We start from the raw sequence: 13,574 nt of genomic DNA on the forward strand, positions 1-13,574 counted from the left end.
GTGTCGGCTGACTACGAGTTTTTGAATTATTTAAGACAGGCGTCGCAACCCCTCTTCAAGGATGAGGTCTTGTCCGAAGGGCGGTTTACGGATATCCGCTCCGCCGGTCTCCATTATTTCACCCAGCTTTCGTGCGTGGCGGTTGTGCCGCTGACGGTCAAGGATGAGTGGGTGGGTCTGTTGAACGTCGGACGCGGCGGCAGGGGGAGAAGTTACACGGAAGAAGACCGCGGTCTTCTCTGTCTTCTGGCCGACTTTCTGGCCCATCATCTTTCAAACACCCTCCTCTACGACGAGGTCCGCCGTCAGAATAAAAAACTCTCCGAGATCACCGAGGTGAAAAACCAGCTCATCGCCAACGTGACCCACGAACTGCGGACGCCGCTGACCGGCATTCTGGGGTTGACCGATCTCGTCATGGAAGGGGCCGACGGGCCCGTCACCGACGATTGCCGGCGGCATCTGGGGATGGTGAAGGCGGCGGGGGAGTCGCTTTTGGAGATTGTGAACAACATTCTCTCCCTCATCAAGATAGAATCGGGAAAGGAGGCCTCGGCCGTCCGCCGGATTGAGCTGGGGCGGGTGGTTGACGAGACCTCGGGCCTTTTTGAGGGGGTTTTTGCCTCGCGGGAAAATCATTTTCAATCGCATGTGCCGGGGGATTTTTACGTTTACGGCGACGAGGACCAGATCCGGACGGTTTTGATCAACCTGATCGGCAATGCCGCCAAGTTCACAGAGAAGGGGCAGATCGAGGTCTATGCCGCAAAAAGCGGCGATATGGCAAAGATCTGCGTGCGCGACACCGGCATCGGCGTCTCCTCAGAAGATGGCGAGCGGATTTTTGAGGAATTCCGCCAGGCCGACGGTTCCGTGACAAGGGGCTACGGCGGCACCGGCTTGGGGCTGGCCATTGCAAAAAGGGTTGTGGAACTGCACGGCGGAAGGATCTGGGTCGATTCGGTTTTGGGAAAGGGCTCCGAATTTTATTTGACCCTGCCGATCACCCCGACGGGGATTCAGGCAACCGAGGCGGAATAATCAGGAAGCGGTTGTGACGGTCAAGATGGTTCCCGCCAGATAGAGAATGCCCACAGTACCGTTCAATGTAAAGAACGCTGTGTTCACCCGAGACAGGTCGTCGGGTTTTACAAGATGATGTTCGTAGGCGAGGAAGGTGCCCATCAGGATCACGGTGGTCAGGTAGAAGGTATTCAGCTGATAGACAATTCCGATGGCCAGAAAGAAGACCATGCTCAAGACATGGAAAAATTTGGCGACGATCAGCGATCTTGCAATGCCAAAGCGCACAACCAGTGATTTTAACCCTTCGCTTTTGTCGAAGTGAAAATCCTGTGTCGCGTAAAAAATGTCAAACCCGGCCACCCAAAACAGAACAGCCGCGCCGAGAAGAAGGGGGAAGGCCTCGATCATGCCGCGCAAAGCGATCCACGCCCCGACCGGTGCGATGGCCAGCGAGAGTCCGAGGAACAGTTGGGTAAAGTGGGTCCACCGTTTGGTATAGGAATAAAAGTAGATGATCGCCAATGCCATCGGCGAGAGTTTGAAGGCGAGTGGATTGAAAAAACTGGCGATATAAATGAAGAGGGCGCCGTTGATCAGGGCAAAACTCAACACGAACCCACGGCTTAAAAGTCCTTTGGGGATATGCCGATTGGCGGTCCGGGGGTTTTTGGCGTCGATTTTGGCGTCGGCGAAGCGGTTGAAGGCCATGGCGGTGTTCCGCGCCGTGACCATCGCCAGAATAATCAGGCCGACCGTTTTAAGCGGCGGGAGGCCGTCGGCGGCAAAAACGAGGGCCGCAAGGGCAAACGGGAGCGCAAAGACCGAGTGCGAAAACTTGATCATTTCAAGGGTATAGATGAGTTTGATCACGAGCTTTTTCATTTTTTCCACCGTTCCATCAAGTTGTTCTCGATGCCCATATGATCGAGGATCCGGCTGGTGACCGTCGCGGCAGTCTGTTCGATTGTTTGTGGTCGGGAATAAAACGACGGGATCGCCGGAATGATCGTTACCCCCGCCAGCAAAAGAAGCCGCATGTTTTCGATATGAATCAGCGAGAAGGGGGTCTCGCGCGGGACGACGATCATTTTTCTTTTCTCCTTGATAAAAACATCCGCTGTCCGGGTCAGTGTGTCGTCCGAAACGCCGTGGGCGATCCGTCCCATGGTTCCCATGCTACAAGGGACGATGACCAGTTGATCGTATCTGGCGGAACCGGAAACGAACGGGACATCAAAGTCCTTGCCGCCGTAAATCGGGTAATCGAACATTTCCAGGTCTTTTTCCAATTCCTCCTTGAAAATCCGCCGCCCGTTTGGCGAGGCGATGAGAGAGACGTCGTGGTTTGTCTTCTCTCTTAAAAAAGTGAGAAGTTGAAACGGATAGATCGCCCCGCTGGCCCCCGTAATGCCGATGATGATTTTCATATCAAACCCCCAATGGGGGCTTTTTTCCCGCAATCAGCGAACAAACCCCCAACGAAAAATTTTTTGCCTCTGTTGTCTCAAATCCGCTTTGCCGAAACAGTTCTTTGCATTCTTCAAGCGAGTAAAAATCGGCGATGGAGCGATGCAGATAGCGATACGCCTCTTTGCGGCCGGAAATCAAGCCCCCTGCAAGGGGGAGGACGAAATTTCCATAGGTCTTGTGAAAGAGGCGTGTGATAAAATTTGTCGGCCGAAAAAATTCCAGAATCAGCAGTTGCCCCTCCGGCTTGAGGACGCGATGGATTTCTTTGAGCGCCGTTTTTCGATCGTCAAAATTCCGAAAACCAAAACCGCAAAAGACGACGTCAAATTGTCCGGTGGAAAAGGGCATGTTCAGGCCATCCGCGCAGACGGTATGGAGGCGATGTTGCAGGGGCCCTTTGGGGCCGTTGGCCCTTATTTTGGCCATCCCATGTTCCAGCATCTTTTGGGAAAAATCGAGGGCCCAGACTTCTCCCCTGGGAAACCGCTCTAAAAACTCAATTGAAAGATCAAGCGTCCCGGCGCAGAGGTCCAGCGCCTTAAATGATCGGGTTTTGTCTCCCCCGATTTTCCGAATCGTTTTCCGCCGCCACCGGCGGTCGGCGTTCAGGCTCAACAGGTGGTTTGCCCGGTCGTAGGTGGGGGAGATGGAGGAGAAGAGACTTTTGATCGATTCACTCACTTTTTTTTCCGGATTCGATGGCAGGGACCGTTACGGGGGCTTCTTCAACAACAGGGGGCTGGGATACAGTCTCCACCGGTTCAATTTTGGAAGAAGTCTGTTTTTCCTTGTCTGCCTTCCATTGCATTCGTTTTTCCTCCCCCATTGCCCTGATCTCTTCAACCGGTCCCACCAGAGAAGATCCGCCGTAAGGCCTGTATCCGGAAATGGGAAAGAGCGGATAGGCGCGGGAGACGGGAACACTCGGATACGACACAAAGGTGAATCCGCCGTATCGGGCATAATAAAGGGGGTAAGAGCGGTATCCGAGGCTGAAATACCATCCGGCCCAGGCGGGGCTGGAGGCCAAGAGCGTAACGAGAGTCAGAATGAATATCCGTTTCTTCATATAATAGTTATCGTCATTTTTTACTCTAAGTTGCTAAGAAAATGAGCTATACTGGATTTATGCCTCATTTCAACCCCTTATTCCTCGCCACGAGTGGCCTTGCCGTCATTGGCCCCCCCATTGCCGAGTCGGGGCAAAAACACCCTTTCTTCAGCCTGCTTGTTGTCGGCGTGGTTGTTCTCATTGGCGCTGTTCTTGGCTACTTCGGCCTCAAGAAACGCTTGAACCGGACCCATTTCCAACCTAAAAAATGATTCACGTTGTCCTTGTTGAACCGCAAATTCCCCCCAACACCGGTAACATCGCGCGGCTCTGCGCGGGTTTAAGCCTGCCGCTCCATCTCGTCCGCCCGCTCGGCTTCAAACTCACCGACCGGTATCTGAAACGGGCGGGGCTGGACTACTGGCCTCACGTCGATCTTCATGTCCATGAATCGTGGAAAGCATTCCGCGAGGAATTTTCACGCGGGAATTTCTACTATCTGACCACGAAATCAAAACGTCCGTATACCTCCGTTGAATTCAAAAAGGGGGATTTTCTGGTTTTTGGAAGCGAGACAAAAGGACTGCCGGCCTCCCTCCTGAAAGAAAATACCGACCGTCTTCTTACCATCCCGATTGACGATAATATCCGGAGTTTCAATCTGTCCAGCGCTGTTGCGATGGTAGTAGGGGAGGCGGTAAGACAGATAAGGCAGGGTCCAAGCTGACAATCAAGCAATGCCGGTTTTTGGACGGGTAAAGGCGCCGGCGACGCGGATCGATTCGGCGTGACCGGTCACGGCCTTTACATAATGTTGTGTTTCCCGATACGGCGGCACGCGGTTTCCGTATTTTTCCACCGCCCCGGGACCGGCATTGTAGGCGGCCAGAGCCAGTTTCACATCGCCGCCGAATTTGTCGAGCATCTGCCTTAAATATTTTGTTCCCCCGTCGATGTTCTGCTCGGCGTTCATCGGATCGCGAACGCCAAGGCTTCGGGCCGTCCCCGGCATCAATTGCATCAGCCCCATGGCGCCGGCCCGGGAGACCGCCTTCGGGTTAAACCCCGATTCCTGCTTGATCACCCCCGCCACCAGATTCGGATCGACATTGTATTTGCGCGCCGCCCTTTCGATGAGCGGGCTGTAGGTTTGCAGTTTGCGCGGGGCCTTTCCGGAAATCCCCGTCGCCGAAACCGATCCCTCGTAGGGATTTGTCCGGCCAAGGCCGTTCACGCCGATGAGCGAATCAGGCAATCGACCCGCCTCCGCCGTCGGCCCTTCCGGTTGTGTAAGAGGTCCGGGGCCCGAACCCCAGTCGAGCTTGTTGCCAATGACGCTGTTGGGGGCTTGGAATGAAGCCCTCGCCGAAAGGTCTTTGGCCTCCTGCTTGCTGTTTAAGATATCGGAGAATTCGCGGTTTTTGGAGACACCGGCCTCTGACCCAAGCGCCTTTCGGGAACCCATCCGGCTTGAATTGTTAACTCTCATACCAATCATTTTAACAGATTTGACCGCCCCCGACCAATGTTCAAATAGGGGGCTGATTTCCTCCCTAAGAGATTTATCGGCTGTTCACCCCCGAAAGGTGCGAAAAATTTGAAATATTTTAAGGGATTTGGCGGGTTTTTAAAATTTATCAAGTTATTTCATGTAGTTAAGTATTATATGCCTCCTTGCAATTCCCAAGGGTTCTGGATAACATCAGCTAAAAAACGATGTCCACCCTCCTTAACGTCTACCTCAATACGACCAAAGGGATCGATATTTTAAATGCCACGGTGGACGTGAAAAGGGCGTTTAAGGAGTCGCAGGTTTCAAACGGTCTTTTGACGGTCTATGTTCCGGGGGGAACGGCGGGGGTTGCTATTCTGGAAAACGACCCGGCCATCCAGAAGGAATATAAGAATCTCATTGCCTCCTTTGTCGGCAACCCGGCCGGGGCCCGGCCGGCGCGGCGTTCGGGAAGCGGCCACGCCGAGGCCCATTTGAGGGCCTCCTTTCTGGCCCGGTCGGTGATCATTCCGGTCAAGGATGGAAAGCTTCTTTTGGGGCCTTGGCAGGAGGTGATTGTTTTTGACTTTGACGATAAAATCGGTCGAAGAGAGGTCTGTATCCATGTAATGGGGGAGGGGGCGGAGAAGAAAACTTAAAGCTCAAAGTTCAAATGTCAAAAAAAACCGGGACAGCACAGGAAGGCAAAGTCATCCAGCTGAAGTTCGACGACAACAATCTGGCGCGGAATCTGTTTGGGCCGCAGGAGGCGCATTTAAAATCCATCAGAAACCGGCTGGGAGTGGATATCCATGTCCGTGGCGGCGAGGTGAGCATTCAGGGGGAACATGAGCGGACGCAGTTGGTCGAGAAAATCCTGACCCAGCTCTACAATATCCTCAAGAAAGGGCATCCGGTCCTGGGGAGCGACGTGGAACAGGCCATCCGTATTTTGAGCAACGACCGGCAGGCCAGGCTGGACGACATTTTTCTTGACTCCATTTTTATTCCCGCCCGCAAAAAAGTGATCGCCCCCCGCTCCGCGGGGCAGAAGCTCTACATCGAGGCGATGCGGGAATACGACATGATCTTCGGCGTTGGCCCGGCCGGCACCGGCAAGACCTACCTCGCCATGGCAATGGCGGTGACCTCGCTCCTGAAGGGAGAGGTCAAACGGATCATCCTCACCCGCCCCGCAATCGAGGCGGGGGAAAAGCTCGGTTTTTTGCCGGGCGATCTCGTCGAGAAGGTCAACCCTTATCTGCGTCCCCTCTACGACGCCCTAAACGACATGCTCGAGTTCGAGAAGACGCAAAAAATGATCGACCGCGGCGAGATTGAGGTGGCGCCGCTGGCCTTTATGCGCGGGCGGACGCTCAACGACGCCTTTGTCATCCTCGATGAGGCGCAAAACTGCACCGTCGAACAGACGCGGATGTTTTTGACGCGTATCGGGTTTCAGTCAAAAACGGTGATTACCGGCGACATCACTCAAATCGACCTCCCCCGCGACCGGAGATCAGGGTTGATCCACGCCATCGAAATCCTCAAAGACATCCCGGGGATTCGCATCCAGTACTTGACCGAAAAAGATGTGGTCCGGCATCCGCTGGTTTCGGAAATCATCCGCGCCTACGAACGAAATGAAGGGGGGGAAAACCGGTGACAATGAAAGAAAAAGCAGCCGCCTGGCTCACCGGAAACAAGGACCGGCGCGAGGCGGCTCTGAACGTCTGCCTTGTTCTGGTTTTGGGGTCGTCGGTCACCTTTCTGATGACCCTCTACCTCGACCGCATTCCCCAGCAGTTGACGGTCGGTTCCATTGCCGCCAAGGACATCAAGGCCGACCAGAACTACGAGATTGTCGACGAAAAATCGACGCAACAATTGCGGGAAGAGGCTTTGGCCAGCGTTCTTCCGGTCTATGACTTCGACCCGGCTATTGAATCGGAACTCGCTTCAAAAATCCATTCCGCTTTCGAGGGGGCCCGGAACTTTCTTGCAGAAAAGGGGTCTGTTGGAGGGCGTTCGTCCCTCCTGTCGGCCGAAGTAGAGGCAGAGTTGAAGCGCGGTTTTCAGGATAAACTGGGAGTTCTCCTGTCCGACGAGCATTACGCGTTGATCCGCAAAGCCCGTTTTTATCCCGCTGTCGAGCGGGTGCTTGGTTATTTTGTTCATCAGGCGATGCAAAATCCCGTCGCCCATTCCCTCTCCGATTTTAAAGCCCTCGCTGAAAACGGTTTTGTGCTTCGAAAACTGGCCCCCGAAGGGGGGACGAGCGAACAGATTGTCACGGATAGCTCCACCATCTTAAGCCTCGCCTCGGCCCGCGAGAGGATTCAGGCGGTTACCCTCAAGGAGGCCGAACGGAGTTTAAGCCTGGAGTTTCTCGACCGCGGAACCTTTTTGGGGGTCAAGGCGGTCGCCTCCGGGCTGGTTAAGACCAATGTCAATTACAACGGCTCCGAAACCGATTTGCGAAAAACGCAGGCGCAGGCCAACATCAAAAACATCATCATCAAACTGCAACGCGGCGAGACCATCATCCGGAGCGGCGACCGTTTCGGGCCGTGGCAGGTCGCGGTGATCGAGGGGATTCGGAAGGAACGGCTGAAGACCAACCGGTTTCTCAAATTCGCGGGAACCTTTCTCTTTGTCAATCTGGTCCTCTTTATCGTCTATTATTATTCGGCCAAGTACATCCGCAAATTCCGCCCCAACCGGAAGGATCTGGTTTTTCTCGGCATCACGCTCATTCTGTTTCTGGCCCTCCTGCGCATGGGGGCCTTTTTGGGTTCCACGGTGCGCGACGCCCTCCCTTTTTCGGTAGGCCCATTCACCCTCTATTACGTCATTCCGGTGGCGGCCGGGGCGATGCTTGTCCGGTTTATCCTCAATTCCGAGACGGCGCTGGTTTTTGCCGTCATCTTGAGCCTTTTTTGCGGGATCTTCATTGAAGGGAGCCTTGAAGTGACCGTCTATTATCTGATTGGTGGCGTCTTTGCCGCCCATGCGATCGCGCATGCGGACAAGCGCTCCACCATCCTTCTCTGCGGCATCTATACCGGGCTGGTGAACGCCCTGACGATTTTCAGCCTGAATCTGATTTCGGTCATTTCCATTTCGGGGGGACTGGAGCCCTCGCTCATCGCGGTGAACGCGGTGGCCGGCTTTTTTGGGGGGGTGTTTACCGCCATGACGGTTCTGGTGTTGACTCCGGTGATGGAGGGGCTGTTCAACTACACCACCGACATCAAACTGCTGGAACTGGCAAATTTGAGCCATCCCCTGCTGAAAGAAATGATCGTCCACGCCCCGGGGACCTATCATCACAGCCAGCTGGTCGGCATTCTTGCGGAAGCGGGCGCCCAGGCGATCAGCGCCAATCCCCTTTTATCGCGGGTTGGAAGTTATTATCATGACATCGGCAAGATGAAAAAGCCGCAGTATTTTGTGGAAAATCAGCGGGGCGAAAATCCGCACGACAAGTTGACGCCGTCGATGAGCGCCTTGATCGTGGAGGCCCATGTGAAGGACGGGCTGGAGATGGCGCGGGAACACAAGCTTCCCAAAAAAATCACCGACATGATTCCCGAACATCAGGGAACCAAGCTGATCGGTTATTTTTACAACAAGGCCCGAAAACTCTCCGACCCGGAAATGGGGAAGGTAGACGAGCGTGACTACCGATACGTTGGGCCCAAGCCGCAGACGCGCGAGGCGGGGATCATCATGCTGGCCGATACGGTGGAAGCGGCGGTCCGGTCGCTTCCCGAAAAGACGCCGCAAAAGATCCAGTCGGCGGTGGAAAAGCTGGTCAACCAGCACTTCGTGGACGAGCAGTTGGACGAGTGCGATCTGACGCTTCGCGATCTGCACCGGATTGCCGAGGCCTTCATCAAGATTCTGGTTGGAATTTACCACCAAAGGGTGGAATATCCCGAAGGGGCGCTCCTGCCCGAGGGGGTTTCCCTTCGGGCCGGCGCCGATATCCACCCGCTCTGGAAGCGGGCCGCCCATGGTGGTCACCCTCAACAACCGACACCCCCGCCGTCGAATATCGCGCCTCTATTTCGAAAAAAGGGCGAAAAAAATCCTTCGTCATCTTGAAAAACCCCGCGCCATTCTGGATATCAGCTTTGTGACCGACCGCGAAATCAGGCGGTTGAATCGGGTTTATCGTGGCAAAAACCACCCGACCGATGTATTGAGTTTTCCCATGGGAGAGGGGAATTTGTTGGGCGATGTGGTCATTTCGCTGGACACGGCGGCCCGACAGGCCAAAGAAAAAAAATGGCCGGTCAAGTCGGAGGTCCTTTTTTTGATTATCCACGGCATTCTGCATCTGATTGGATACGATCATATTAAACATCGTGAACGGGTCCGAATGCGTAAAAAGGAACAAATATTGTGGCGATTGGCGCGATAATCATTACCGGCCTCCTGGGCATCGTCATCTACCCCACCGTGATTTTCGGATGGCATGCGCCTGAATTTGGTTATCTGGCGTGGATTTACCTGATCCCGCTGTTTATCGCGCTCTTTTCGCTTAAGGGAACAAAACGGTTTTTTGGTTCATTTGTTTCTGCGCTGATTTTCTATCTCGGCTCTCTCTACTGGCTCGTTCCCGCGATGAAAAATTTCGGCGGGTTGAGCCTCTGGGAATCATGCGGTGTTTTGTTTCTGGTCACGCTGATCCTTGCCTTCTATTTTGCCGTTGCCTCAAGCCTCGCCTTGAGAGTTCATGAACGGACGGGAATTCCTTTCTTTCTTTCGGCGGCTGTCTTTCTTATGGCCGGCGATTTTTTGCGGACCTGGTTTCCGGTGAACGGCTTTCCCTGGTCGATGCCGGCCTATTCCCAGGGAACCTTTTTGTCGCTCTTCCAATGGGTCGATATCACCGGGGTCTATGGCCTGAATATTCTGATCTATCTCGTCAACGGTCTTCTGGCCGAAATGATTATGGCCTTCCGTGGCCGGGGAGAAAAAGATCACCTGCTCAACCGTTTTGTGGTTTTTGCCCTTTTGGGGATGATTTCATTTTTTGGCAATTACGGACGGCAGAGGGGAGTGGAAAACGATATCTCGGCGGGGGCGACGGTTCGGATTGCCCTTGTTCAGGGGAACATCGGCCAAGAGATGAAGTGGGACCCGAAAAAAGCGATGGAGCATCTTCGGCGATACCTCTCGCTTTCCGATCGCGCCGTTGCCGACGGGGCGGACCTTGTCATATGGCCCGAGACCGCTTATCCTTACACGGTCGATCTTTCCACATTATCGTCAAAGCCGGCCTTCGACCGCGAAGGGTTGCCGGTTCCCATTCTTTTTGGGGCGGTCGGCGAAATGCCGACCGCGGACGACGAGGCGCCGGCGCCAGTGGCGCCGCCACTTATTTACAATTCCGCCTTCCTGGCCGAACGGGATGCCCGGATCCGGCAGGCTTATCACAAACAGCACCTTGTTCCCTTTGGGGAATATATCCCAATGAAAAAGTGGCTGACATTCGCCCGAAGCCTGACAACCGCCGTTGGAGACATGACGCCCGGCGACAAATTTATCCTTCTTGAAACGGGGCCGTTAAAAATCGGAACGCTCATCTGCTACGAGGATATCTTTCCCGACATTGCGCGCGGCTTTGCCAAAACCGGCGCCAACCTGTTGGTCAACCTCACCAACGACGCATGGTACGGCGACTCTTCGGCCCAGCATCAGCATCTGGTCTTTTCGCAGTTCCGGGCGCTGGAGACCCGTCGCTATCTCCTCCGGGCGACCAATACGGGGGTGACCGCCGTCATCAATCCGCAGGGGGAGGTGCTCTATCATCTCCGCCCTTTTACGGAAGATATTCTGCTTAAAGGGGCGGCCCTTTCAGATGATAAAACCCTTTATATCATCCTGGGGGATTTTGTCGGCTGGGGGGCGGCGATTTTTTCGGTTGCAGTTCTTTTTGTTTCTCTGTTTAAAGGACGGACGCTCGAGGAAGAATAAAAAATGTCTAAAGAGTTGAGGGAAAAATTGAATGCGTTGAAAGAGCAGATGGATCTGCTCGGGAGGTCTCTTTGACATCGAAAAAAAGAAATCCCGCCTGAAAGAGCTGGAAATCATCACCTTCCAAGACACCTTTTGGAACGATCCTAAAAAGGCCAAAGAAGTTTTAAGGGAAGTCCACGGCCTTAAGGCGCAGGTGATCTCTTGGAACCGGACGGCAGAGGCGATCTCGGATAGCGCGGTCCTGCTTGATCTGGCCGTGGAGGCCGGAGACGCATCAGCTCTGAAAGAGGCAGAGGAGGGAATCGCCTCGGCCTCAAAGGCTTATGCCGGCCTGGAATTTCAAAAGATGCTTTCGGGCCCGCAAGATGGGGACGACGCCTTTTTGCAGATCAACGCCGGCGCCGGCGGGACCGAGTCATGTGACTGGGCCTCCATTCTCCTCCGGATGTACCTCCGTTTTTGCGAGCGCAAGGGCTACAAGACGCAGATCATCGATTTTACCGAGGGGGACGGCGCCGGGTATCGCTCTGTCACGGTGGCCGTGACCGGAGACTATGCCTACGGGTGTCTGAAGGCGGAAATCGGCGTCCACCGCCTGGTCCGCATCTCTCCGTTCGACGCCAACAAACGCCGACACACCTCGTTTGCCTCGGTTTTTGTCTATCCCGACATCGAGGAGGAAATCGACATCGAGGTCAACGATGCCGATCTCCGCGTCGACACCTACCGCGCCGGCGGTGCGGGGGGCCAAAAGGTCAACAAAACAGACTCGGCGGTCCGGATGACGCATATTCCCACCGGCATCGTCGTGCAGTGCCAAAACGAGCGTTCGCAACACCAAAACCGGGCGATGGCGATGAAGATGCTCCGGGCACGCCTCTTTGAACGGGAGATGGAAAAAAAGAGGGCCGAACGGGAAAAGGTTGAGGCGGACAAAAAGGACATCGCCTGGGGCTCGCAGATCCGCTCGTACGTTTTACACCCCTACCAGATGGTGAAGGATCATCGGACGAATCACGAGACCGGGAATTCCCAGTCGGTGCTAGACGGGGAGTTGGATGAGTTTATCAGGCAGTATTTGCTCACGGCGAGAGTCTAGCAACTCGGTCCCTCATGCTTTAGCGAGAGCCGCCTCCGCCATCCGCAAAAGGTCGTTTTCGTTTTTGACCTTGTCCTTGCTGAAACCGGCCATCCCCCATTTGACCTTTACGGGGATGCGGGTTTTGTCCGCCAGGAATTCGGCGCCGGCGATTTCGGAGTCGAGCCGCTTGACGGCTTGGCGGGCCTGCCGGGCACTGGTGTGCGGCAGAAGAGCGGCAAAACGGTTGCCGTTTAGGCGCCCCCAGATGTCCGAAGAGCGGACGGCCGACCGCAGAAGAAGCCCCAATTTTTCGTAGACGGCATTGGAGAATTTCTCCGCCTTCACATCCAGCAAAAGGCAGGCCAGATTAAGGCCGTAGCGGTTGGCGCGATGGATCTCGCTGGACAACAGCTGTTGAAAGTGCCGGGCGGAGTAAAAAGAGGTTGTCTCGTCAACGGCGGCCATGCCACGGAGTTTTTTGTTTTCCTTTTCCATTTGATAGAGCCGCCATTTTAAATTGTTTTTCTGCTTTCGCTCCTCCAAAACCGAATCCATGACATGCGGCAGTTCGTCCTCCCAGTTTTTGTTTTTGGGAAGATAATAGTCGGCGCCGTGCTTTAGGCAGTTGATGGCGGTTTTCTCCGCGCCAGGCCGGTTGAAGAGGACAATCGGCGTTTCGCGCTTCAACCCCCGCACCTGAATAAGCAGTTCCAGCGGCGATTGTTCAAAAGAGGGGGCGTCGATCAAAATCATGTCGTGCTCGGCCACCGTCATCTCGGAGAGCCCCTTGCGAAGATTCTCTATCGGCTCGAGCCGGCAATGTTTCCAGTCGGGATGCGAATGGATGGATGAGCCGACCAACTGTCTTACAAAAGGGTCTGTCGTCAGGAGAAGGATTTTTTGGACCGCCGATGGCACGTTTATAGAGCTGACACAATGTCCCGTAAGAAATCAAACAAAAAAGTTTACGCGGAGCGTCAGGAAATCAATGTTGGGGTTTGTTGGCTTAAACCTTTCTCCCCCTTTTTCTCTTTTTACATGGTCTGCGGATCAACAAGTTTTCCCTCGAATTTTGCGAGTTACCCCGGTTTTCCTTCCTACTTCAAACCGGTTTCGGGAGTATAGTCTATCGAAAATTCGCCGGTGGCCCCTTTCTTTTCGGAGCTGACGATCAGCCTGTAAGCCGTTTTTGCCTCCAAAGCGCCCTCCAAAGCCACGTGCCAGTCCCATCCGGCGTCATAATACCTCTTGGCGCCGGAGGTTTCGGCGATCAATTCGTCGCCCTTCAGCAATTTAAGACGCGGGTTGAATTTGAAAGAGGAAACGCCGACTTTGAATTTCGTGTTTCGCGCCGCGCCGAGTGAATAGCTTTCGTAAAAAAAACCGTTATCTCTCGCTGAATGCCGCGTTAGCGAATCAACGGATGAATAGGGTCGTGTGGCCAGAATCATGTTTTGGGCCAT

At 54.4% G+C, this 13,574-nt stretch carries 16 protein-coding genes; 8 read left to right on the forward strand and 8 right to left on the reverse strand.

Annotated elements, in window-relative coordinates:
- On the forward strand, nt 1–1,041 hold a 1,041-nt coding region (locus HYU99_10435; GenBank protein ID MBI2340758.1), incomplete at its 5' end, for a GAF domain-containing sensor histidine kinase.
- Here HYU99_10435 and HYU99_10440 read toward each other — a convergent pair.
- The 5 genes from HYU99_10440 to HYU99_10460 all read right to left on the reverse strand — a co-directional run bounded on the left by HYU99_10440 (nt 1,042) and on the right by HYU99_10460 (nt 3,801).
- The gene (locus tag HYU99_10440) at nt 1,042–1,908 is read right to left on the reverse strand and encodes a UbiA family prenyltransferase (GenBank protein ID MBI2340759.1); all 867 of its coding nucleotides are present in this window, start codon (nt 1,906–1,908) and stop codon (nt 1,042–1,044) included.
- Nucleotides 1,905–2,453: a UbiX family flavin prenyltransferase gene (locus HYU99_10445; protein MBI2340760.1), complete on the reverse strand. Its 549-nt coding sequence runs from the start codon at nt 2,451–2,453 to the stop codon at nt 1,905–1,907. The genes HYU99_10440 and HYU99_10445 overlap by 4 nt, the downstream gene beginning before the upstream one ends.
- A 1-nt stretch (nt 2,454) precedes the next feature.
- Nucleotides 2,455–3,177, reverse strand: coding sequence for a bifunctional demethylmenaquinone methyltransferase/2-methoxy-6-polyprenyl-1,4-benzoquinol methylase UbiE (gene ubiE, locus HYU99_10450; GenBank protein MBI2340761.1), 723 nt, complete (start codon nt 3,175–3,177; stop codon nt 2,455–2,457).
- Complete coding sequence (locus tag HYU99_10455; protein ID MBI2340762.1) at nt 3,170–3,565, reverse strand: hypothetical protein; 396 nt, start codon at nt 3,563–3,565, stop codon at nt 3,170–3,172. The genes ubiE and HYU99_10455 overlap by 8 nt, the downstream gene beginning before the upstream one ends.
- A 77-nt stretch (nt 3,566–3,642) precedes the next feature.
- A complete protein-coding gene (locus HYU99_10460) occupies nt 3,643–3,801 on the reverse strand; it encodes a hypothetical protein (protein MBI2340763.1) in 159 nt (52 codons plus the stop codon).
- Between the two features lie 14 nt (nt 3,802–3,815).
- Here HYU99_10460 and HYU99_10465 point away from each other — a divergent pair, with 14 nt between their 5' ends.
- Complete coding sequence (locus HYU99_10465; protein MBI2340764.1) at nt 3,816–4,274, forward strand: tRNA (cytidine(34)-2'-O)-methyltransferase; 459 nt, start codon at nt 3,816–3,818, stop codon at nt 4,272–4,274.
- A 3-nt stretch (nt 4,275–4,277) separates the two neighbouring features.
- Here HYU99_10465 and HYU99_10470 read toward each other — a convergent pair whose 3' ends face one another.
- Nucleotides 4,278–5,045: a lytic transglycosylase domain-containing protein gene (locus tag HYU99_10470; GenBank protein ID MBI2340765.1), complete on the reverse strand. Its 768-nt coding sequence runs from the start codon at nt 5,043–5,045 to the stop codon at nt 4,278–4,280.
- A 218-nt stretch (nt 5,046–5,263) separates the two neighbouring features.
- On the opposite strand from HYU99_10470, the gene HYU99_10475 reads away from it, so the two are divergent.
- The 6 genes from HYU99_10475 to prfB all read left to right on the forward strand — a co-directional run bounded on the left by HYU99_10475 (nt 5,264) and on the right by prfB (nt 12,129).
- Nucleotides 5,264–5,698: a YjbQ family protein gene (locus HYU99_10475; GenBank protein ID MBI2340766.1), complete on the forward strand. Its 435-nt coding sequence runs from the start codon at nt 5,264–5,266 to the stop codon at nt 5,696–5,698.
- Nucleotides 5,699–5,712: 14 nt separating this feature from the next.
- Nucleotides 5,713–6,705: a PhoH family protein gene (locus tag HYU99_10480; protein ID MBI2340767.1), complete on the forward strand. Its 993-nt coding sequence runs from the start codon at nt 5,713–5,715 to the stop codon at nt 6,703–6,705.
- A gap of 2 nt (nt 6,706–6,707) precedes the next feature.
- On the forward strand, nt 6,708–9,149 hold the full coding sequence (locus HYU99_10485; GenBank protein MBI2340768.1) for an HDIG domain-containing protein: 2,442 nt from the start codon (nt 6,708–6,710) through the stop codon (nt 9,147–9,149).
- A complete protein-coding gene (gene ybeY / locus HYU99_10490; protein ID MBI2340769.1) occupies nt 9,058–9,468 on the forward strand; it encodes an rRNA maturation RNase YbeY in 411 nt (136 codons plus the stop codon). Before HYU99_10485 ends, ybeY begins: the two co-directional genes overlap by 92 nt.
- Entirely contained in the window at nt 9,450–11,027 is a 1,578-nt protein-coding gene (gene lnt / locus HYU99_10495; GenBank protein MBI2340770.1) for an apolipoprotein N-acyltransferase, read from the forward strand. The genes ybeY and lnt overlap by 19 nt, the downstream gene beginning before the upstream one ends.
- A gap of 3 nt (nt 11,028–11,030) precedes the next feature.
- A protein-coding gene (gene prfB, locus HYU99_10500) for a peptide chain release factor 2 (GenBank protein MBI2340771.1) occupies nt 11,031–12,129 on the forward strand; the annotation gives its coding sequence in 2 pieces (ribosomal slippage) (nt 11,031–11,099 and nt 11,101–12,129; 1,098 coding nt in all).
- A gap of 12 nt (nt 12,130–12,141) precedes the next feature.
- Here prfB and HYU99_10505 read toward each other — a convergent pair.
- Together HYU99_10505 and HYU99_10510 are read right to left on the reverse strand one after the other, a co-directional pair.
- The gene (locus HYU99_10505) at nt 12,142–13,029 is read right to left on the reverse strand and encodes a diguanylate cyclase (protein MBI2340772.1); all 888 of its coding nucleotides are present in this window, start codon (nt 13,027–13,029) and stop codon (nt 12,142–12,144) included.
- A 179-nt stretch (nt 13,030–13,208) separates the two neighbouring features.
- The gene (locus HYU99_10510; GenBank protein MBI2340773.1) at nt 13,209–13,574 is read right to left on the reverse strand and encodes a hypothetical protein; all 366 of its coding nucleotides are present in this window, start codon (nt 13,572–13,574) and stop codon (nt 13,209–13,211) included.

The sequence above is a fragment of the Deltaproteobacteria bacterium genome (assembly GCA_016183175.1).
In the GTDB taxonomy this organism is placed as follows: domain Bacteria; phylum UBA10199; class UBA10199; order UBA10199; family SBBF01; genus JACPFC01.

What these genes read in the sequence shown, in the direction of transcription:
- HYU99_10465 (MBI2340764.1), top strand. Translation starts at nt 3,816, where the DNA reads ATGATTCACGTTGTCCTTGTTGAACCGCAAATTCCCCCCAACACCGGT.
- HYU99_10440 (MBI2340759.1), bottom strand. Translation starts at nt 1,908, where the DNA reads ATGAAAAAGCTCGTGATCAAACTCATCTATACCCTTGAAATGATCAAG.
- HYU99_10455 (MBI2340762.1), bottom strand. Translation starts at nt 3,565, where the DNA reads ATGAAGAAACGGATATTCATTCTGACTCTCGTTACGCTCTTGGCCTCC.
- HYU99_10480 (MBI2340767.1), top strand. Translation starts at nt 5,713, where the DNA reads ATGTCAAAAAAAACCGGGACAGCACAGGAAGGCAAAGTCATCCAGCTG.
- ybeY (MBI2340769.1), top strand. Translation starts at nt 9,058, where the DNA reads ATGGTGGTCACCCTCAACAACCGACACCCCCGCCGTCGAATATCGCGC.
- HYU99_10460 (MBI2340763.1), bottom strand. Translation starts at nt 3,801, where the DNA reads ATGGGTCCGGTTCAAGCGTTTCTTGAGGCCGAAGTAGCCAAGAACAGC.
- HYU99_10470 (MBI2340765.1), bottom strand. Translation starts at nt 5,045, where the DNA reads ATGATTGGTATGAGAGTTAACAATTCAAGCCGGATGGGTTCCCGAAAG.
- HYU99_10510 (MBI2340773.1), bottom strand. Translation starts at nt 13,574, where the DNA reads ATGGCCCAAAACATGATTCTGGCCACACGACCCTATTCATCCGTTGAT.
- HYU99_10475 (MBI2340766.1), top strand. Translation starts at nt 5,264, where the DNA reads ATGTCCACCCTCCTTAACGTCTACCTCAATACGACCAAAGGGATCGAT.
- HYU99_10445 (MBI2340760.1), bottom strand. Translation starts at nt 2,453, where the DNA reads ATGAAAATCATCATCGGCATTACGGGGGCCAGCGGGGCGATCTATCCG.
- HYU99_10485 (MBI2340768.1), top strand. Translation starts at nt 6,708, where the DNA reads ATGAAAGAAAAAGCAGCCGCCTGGCTCACCGGAAACAAGGACCGGCGC.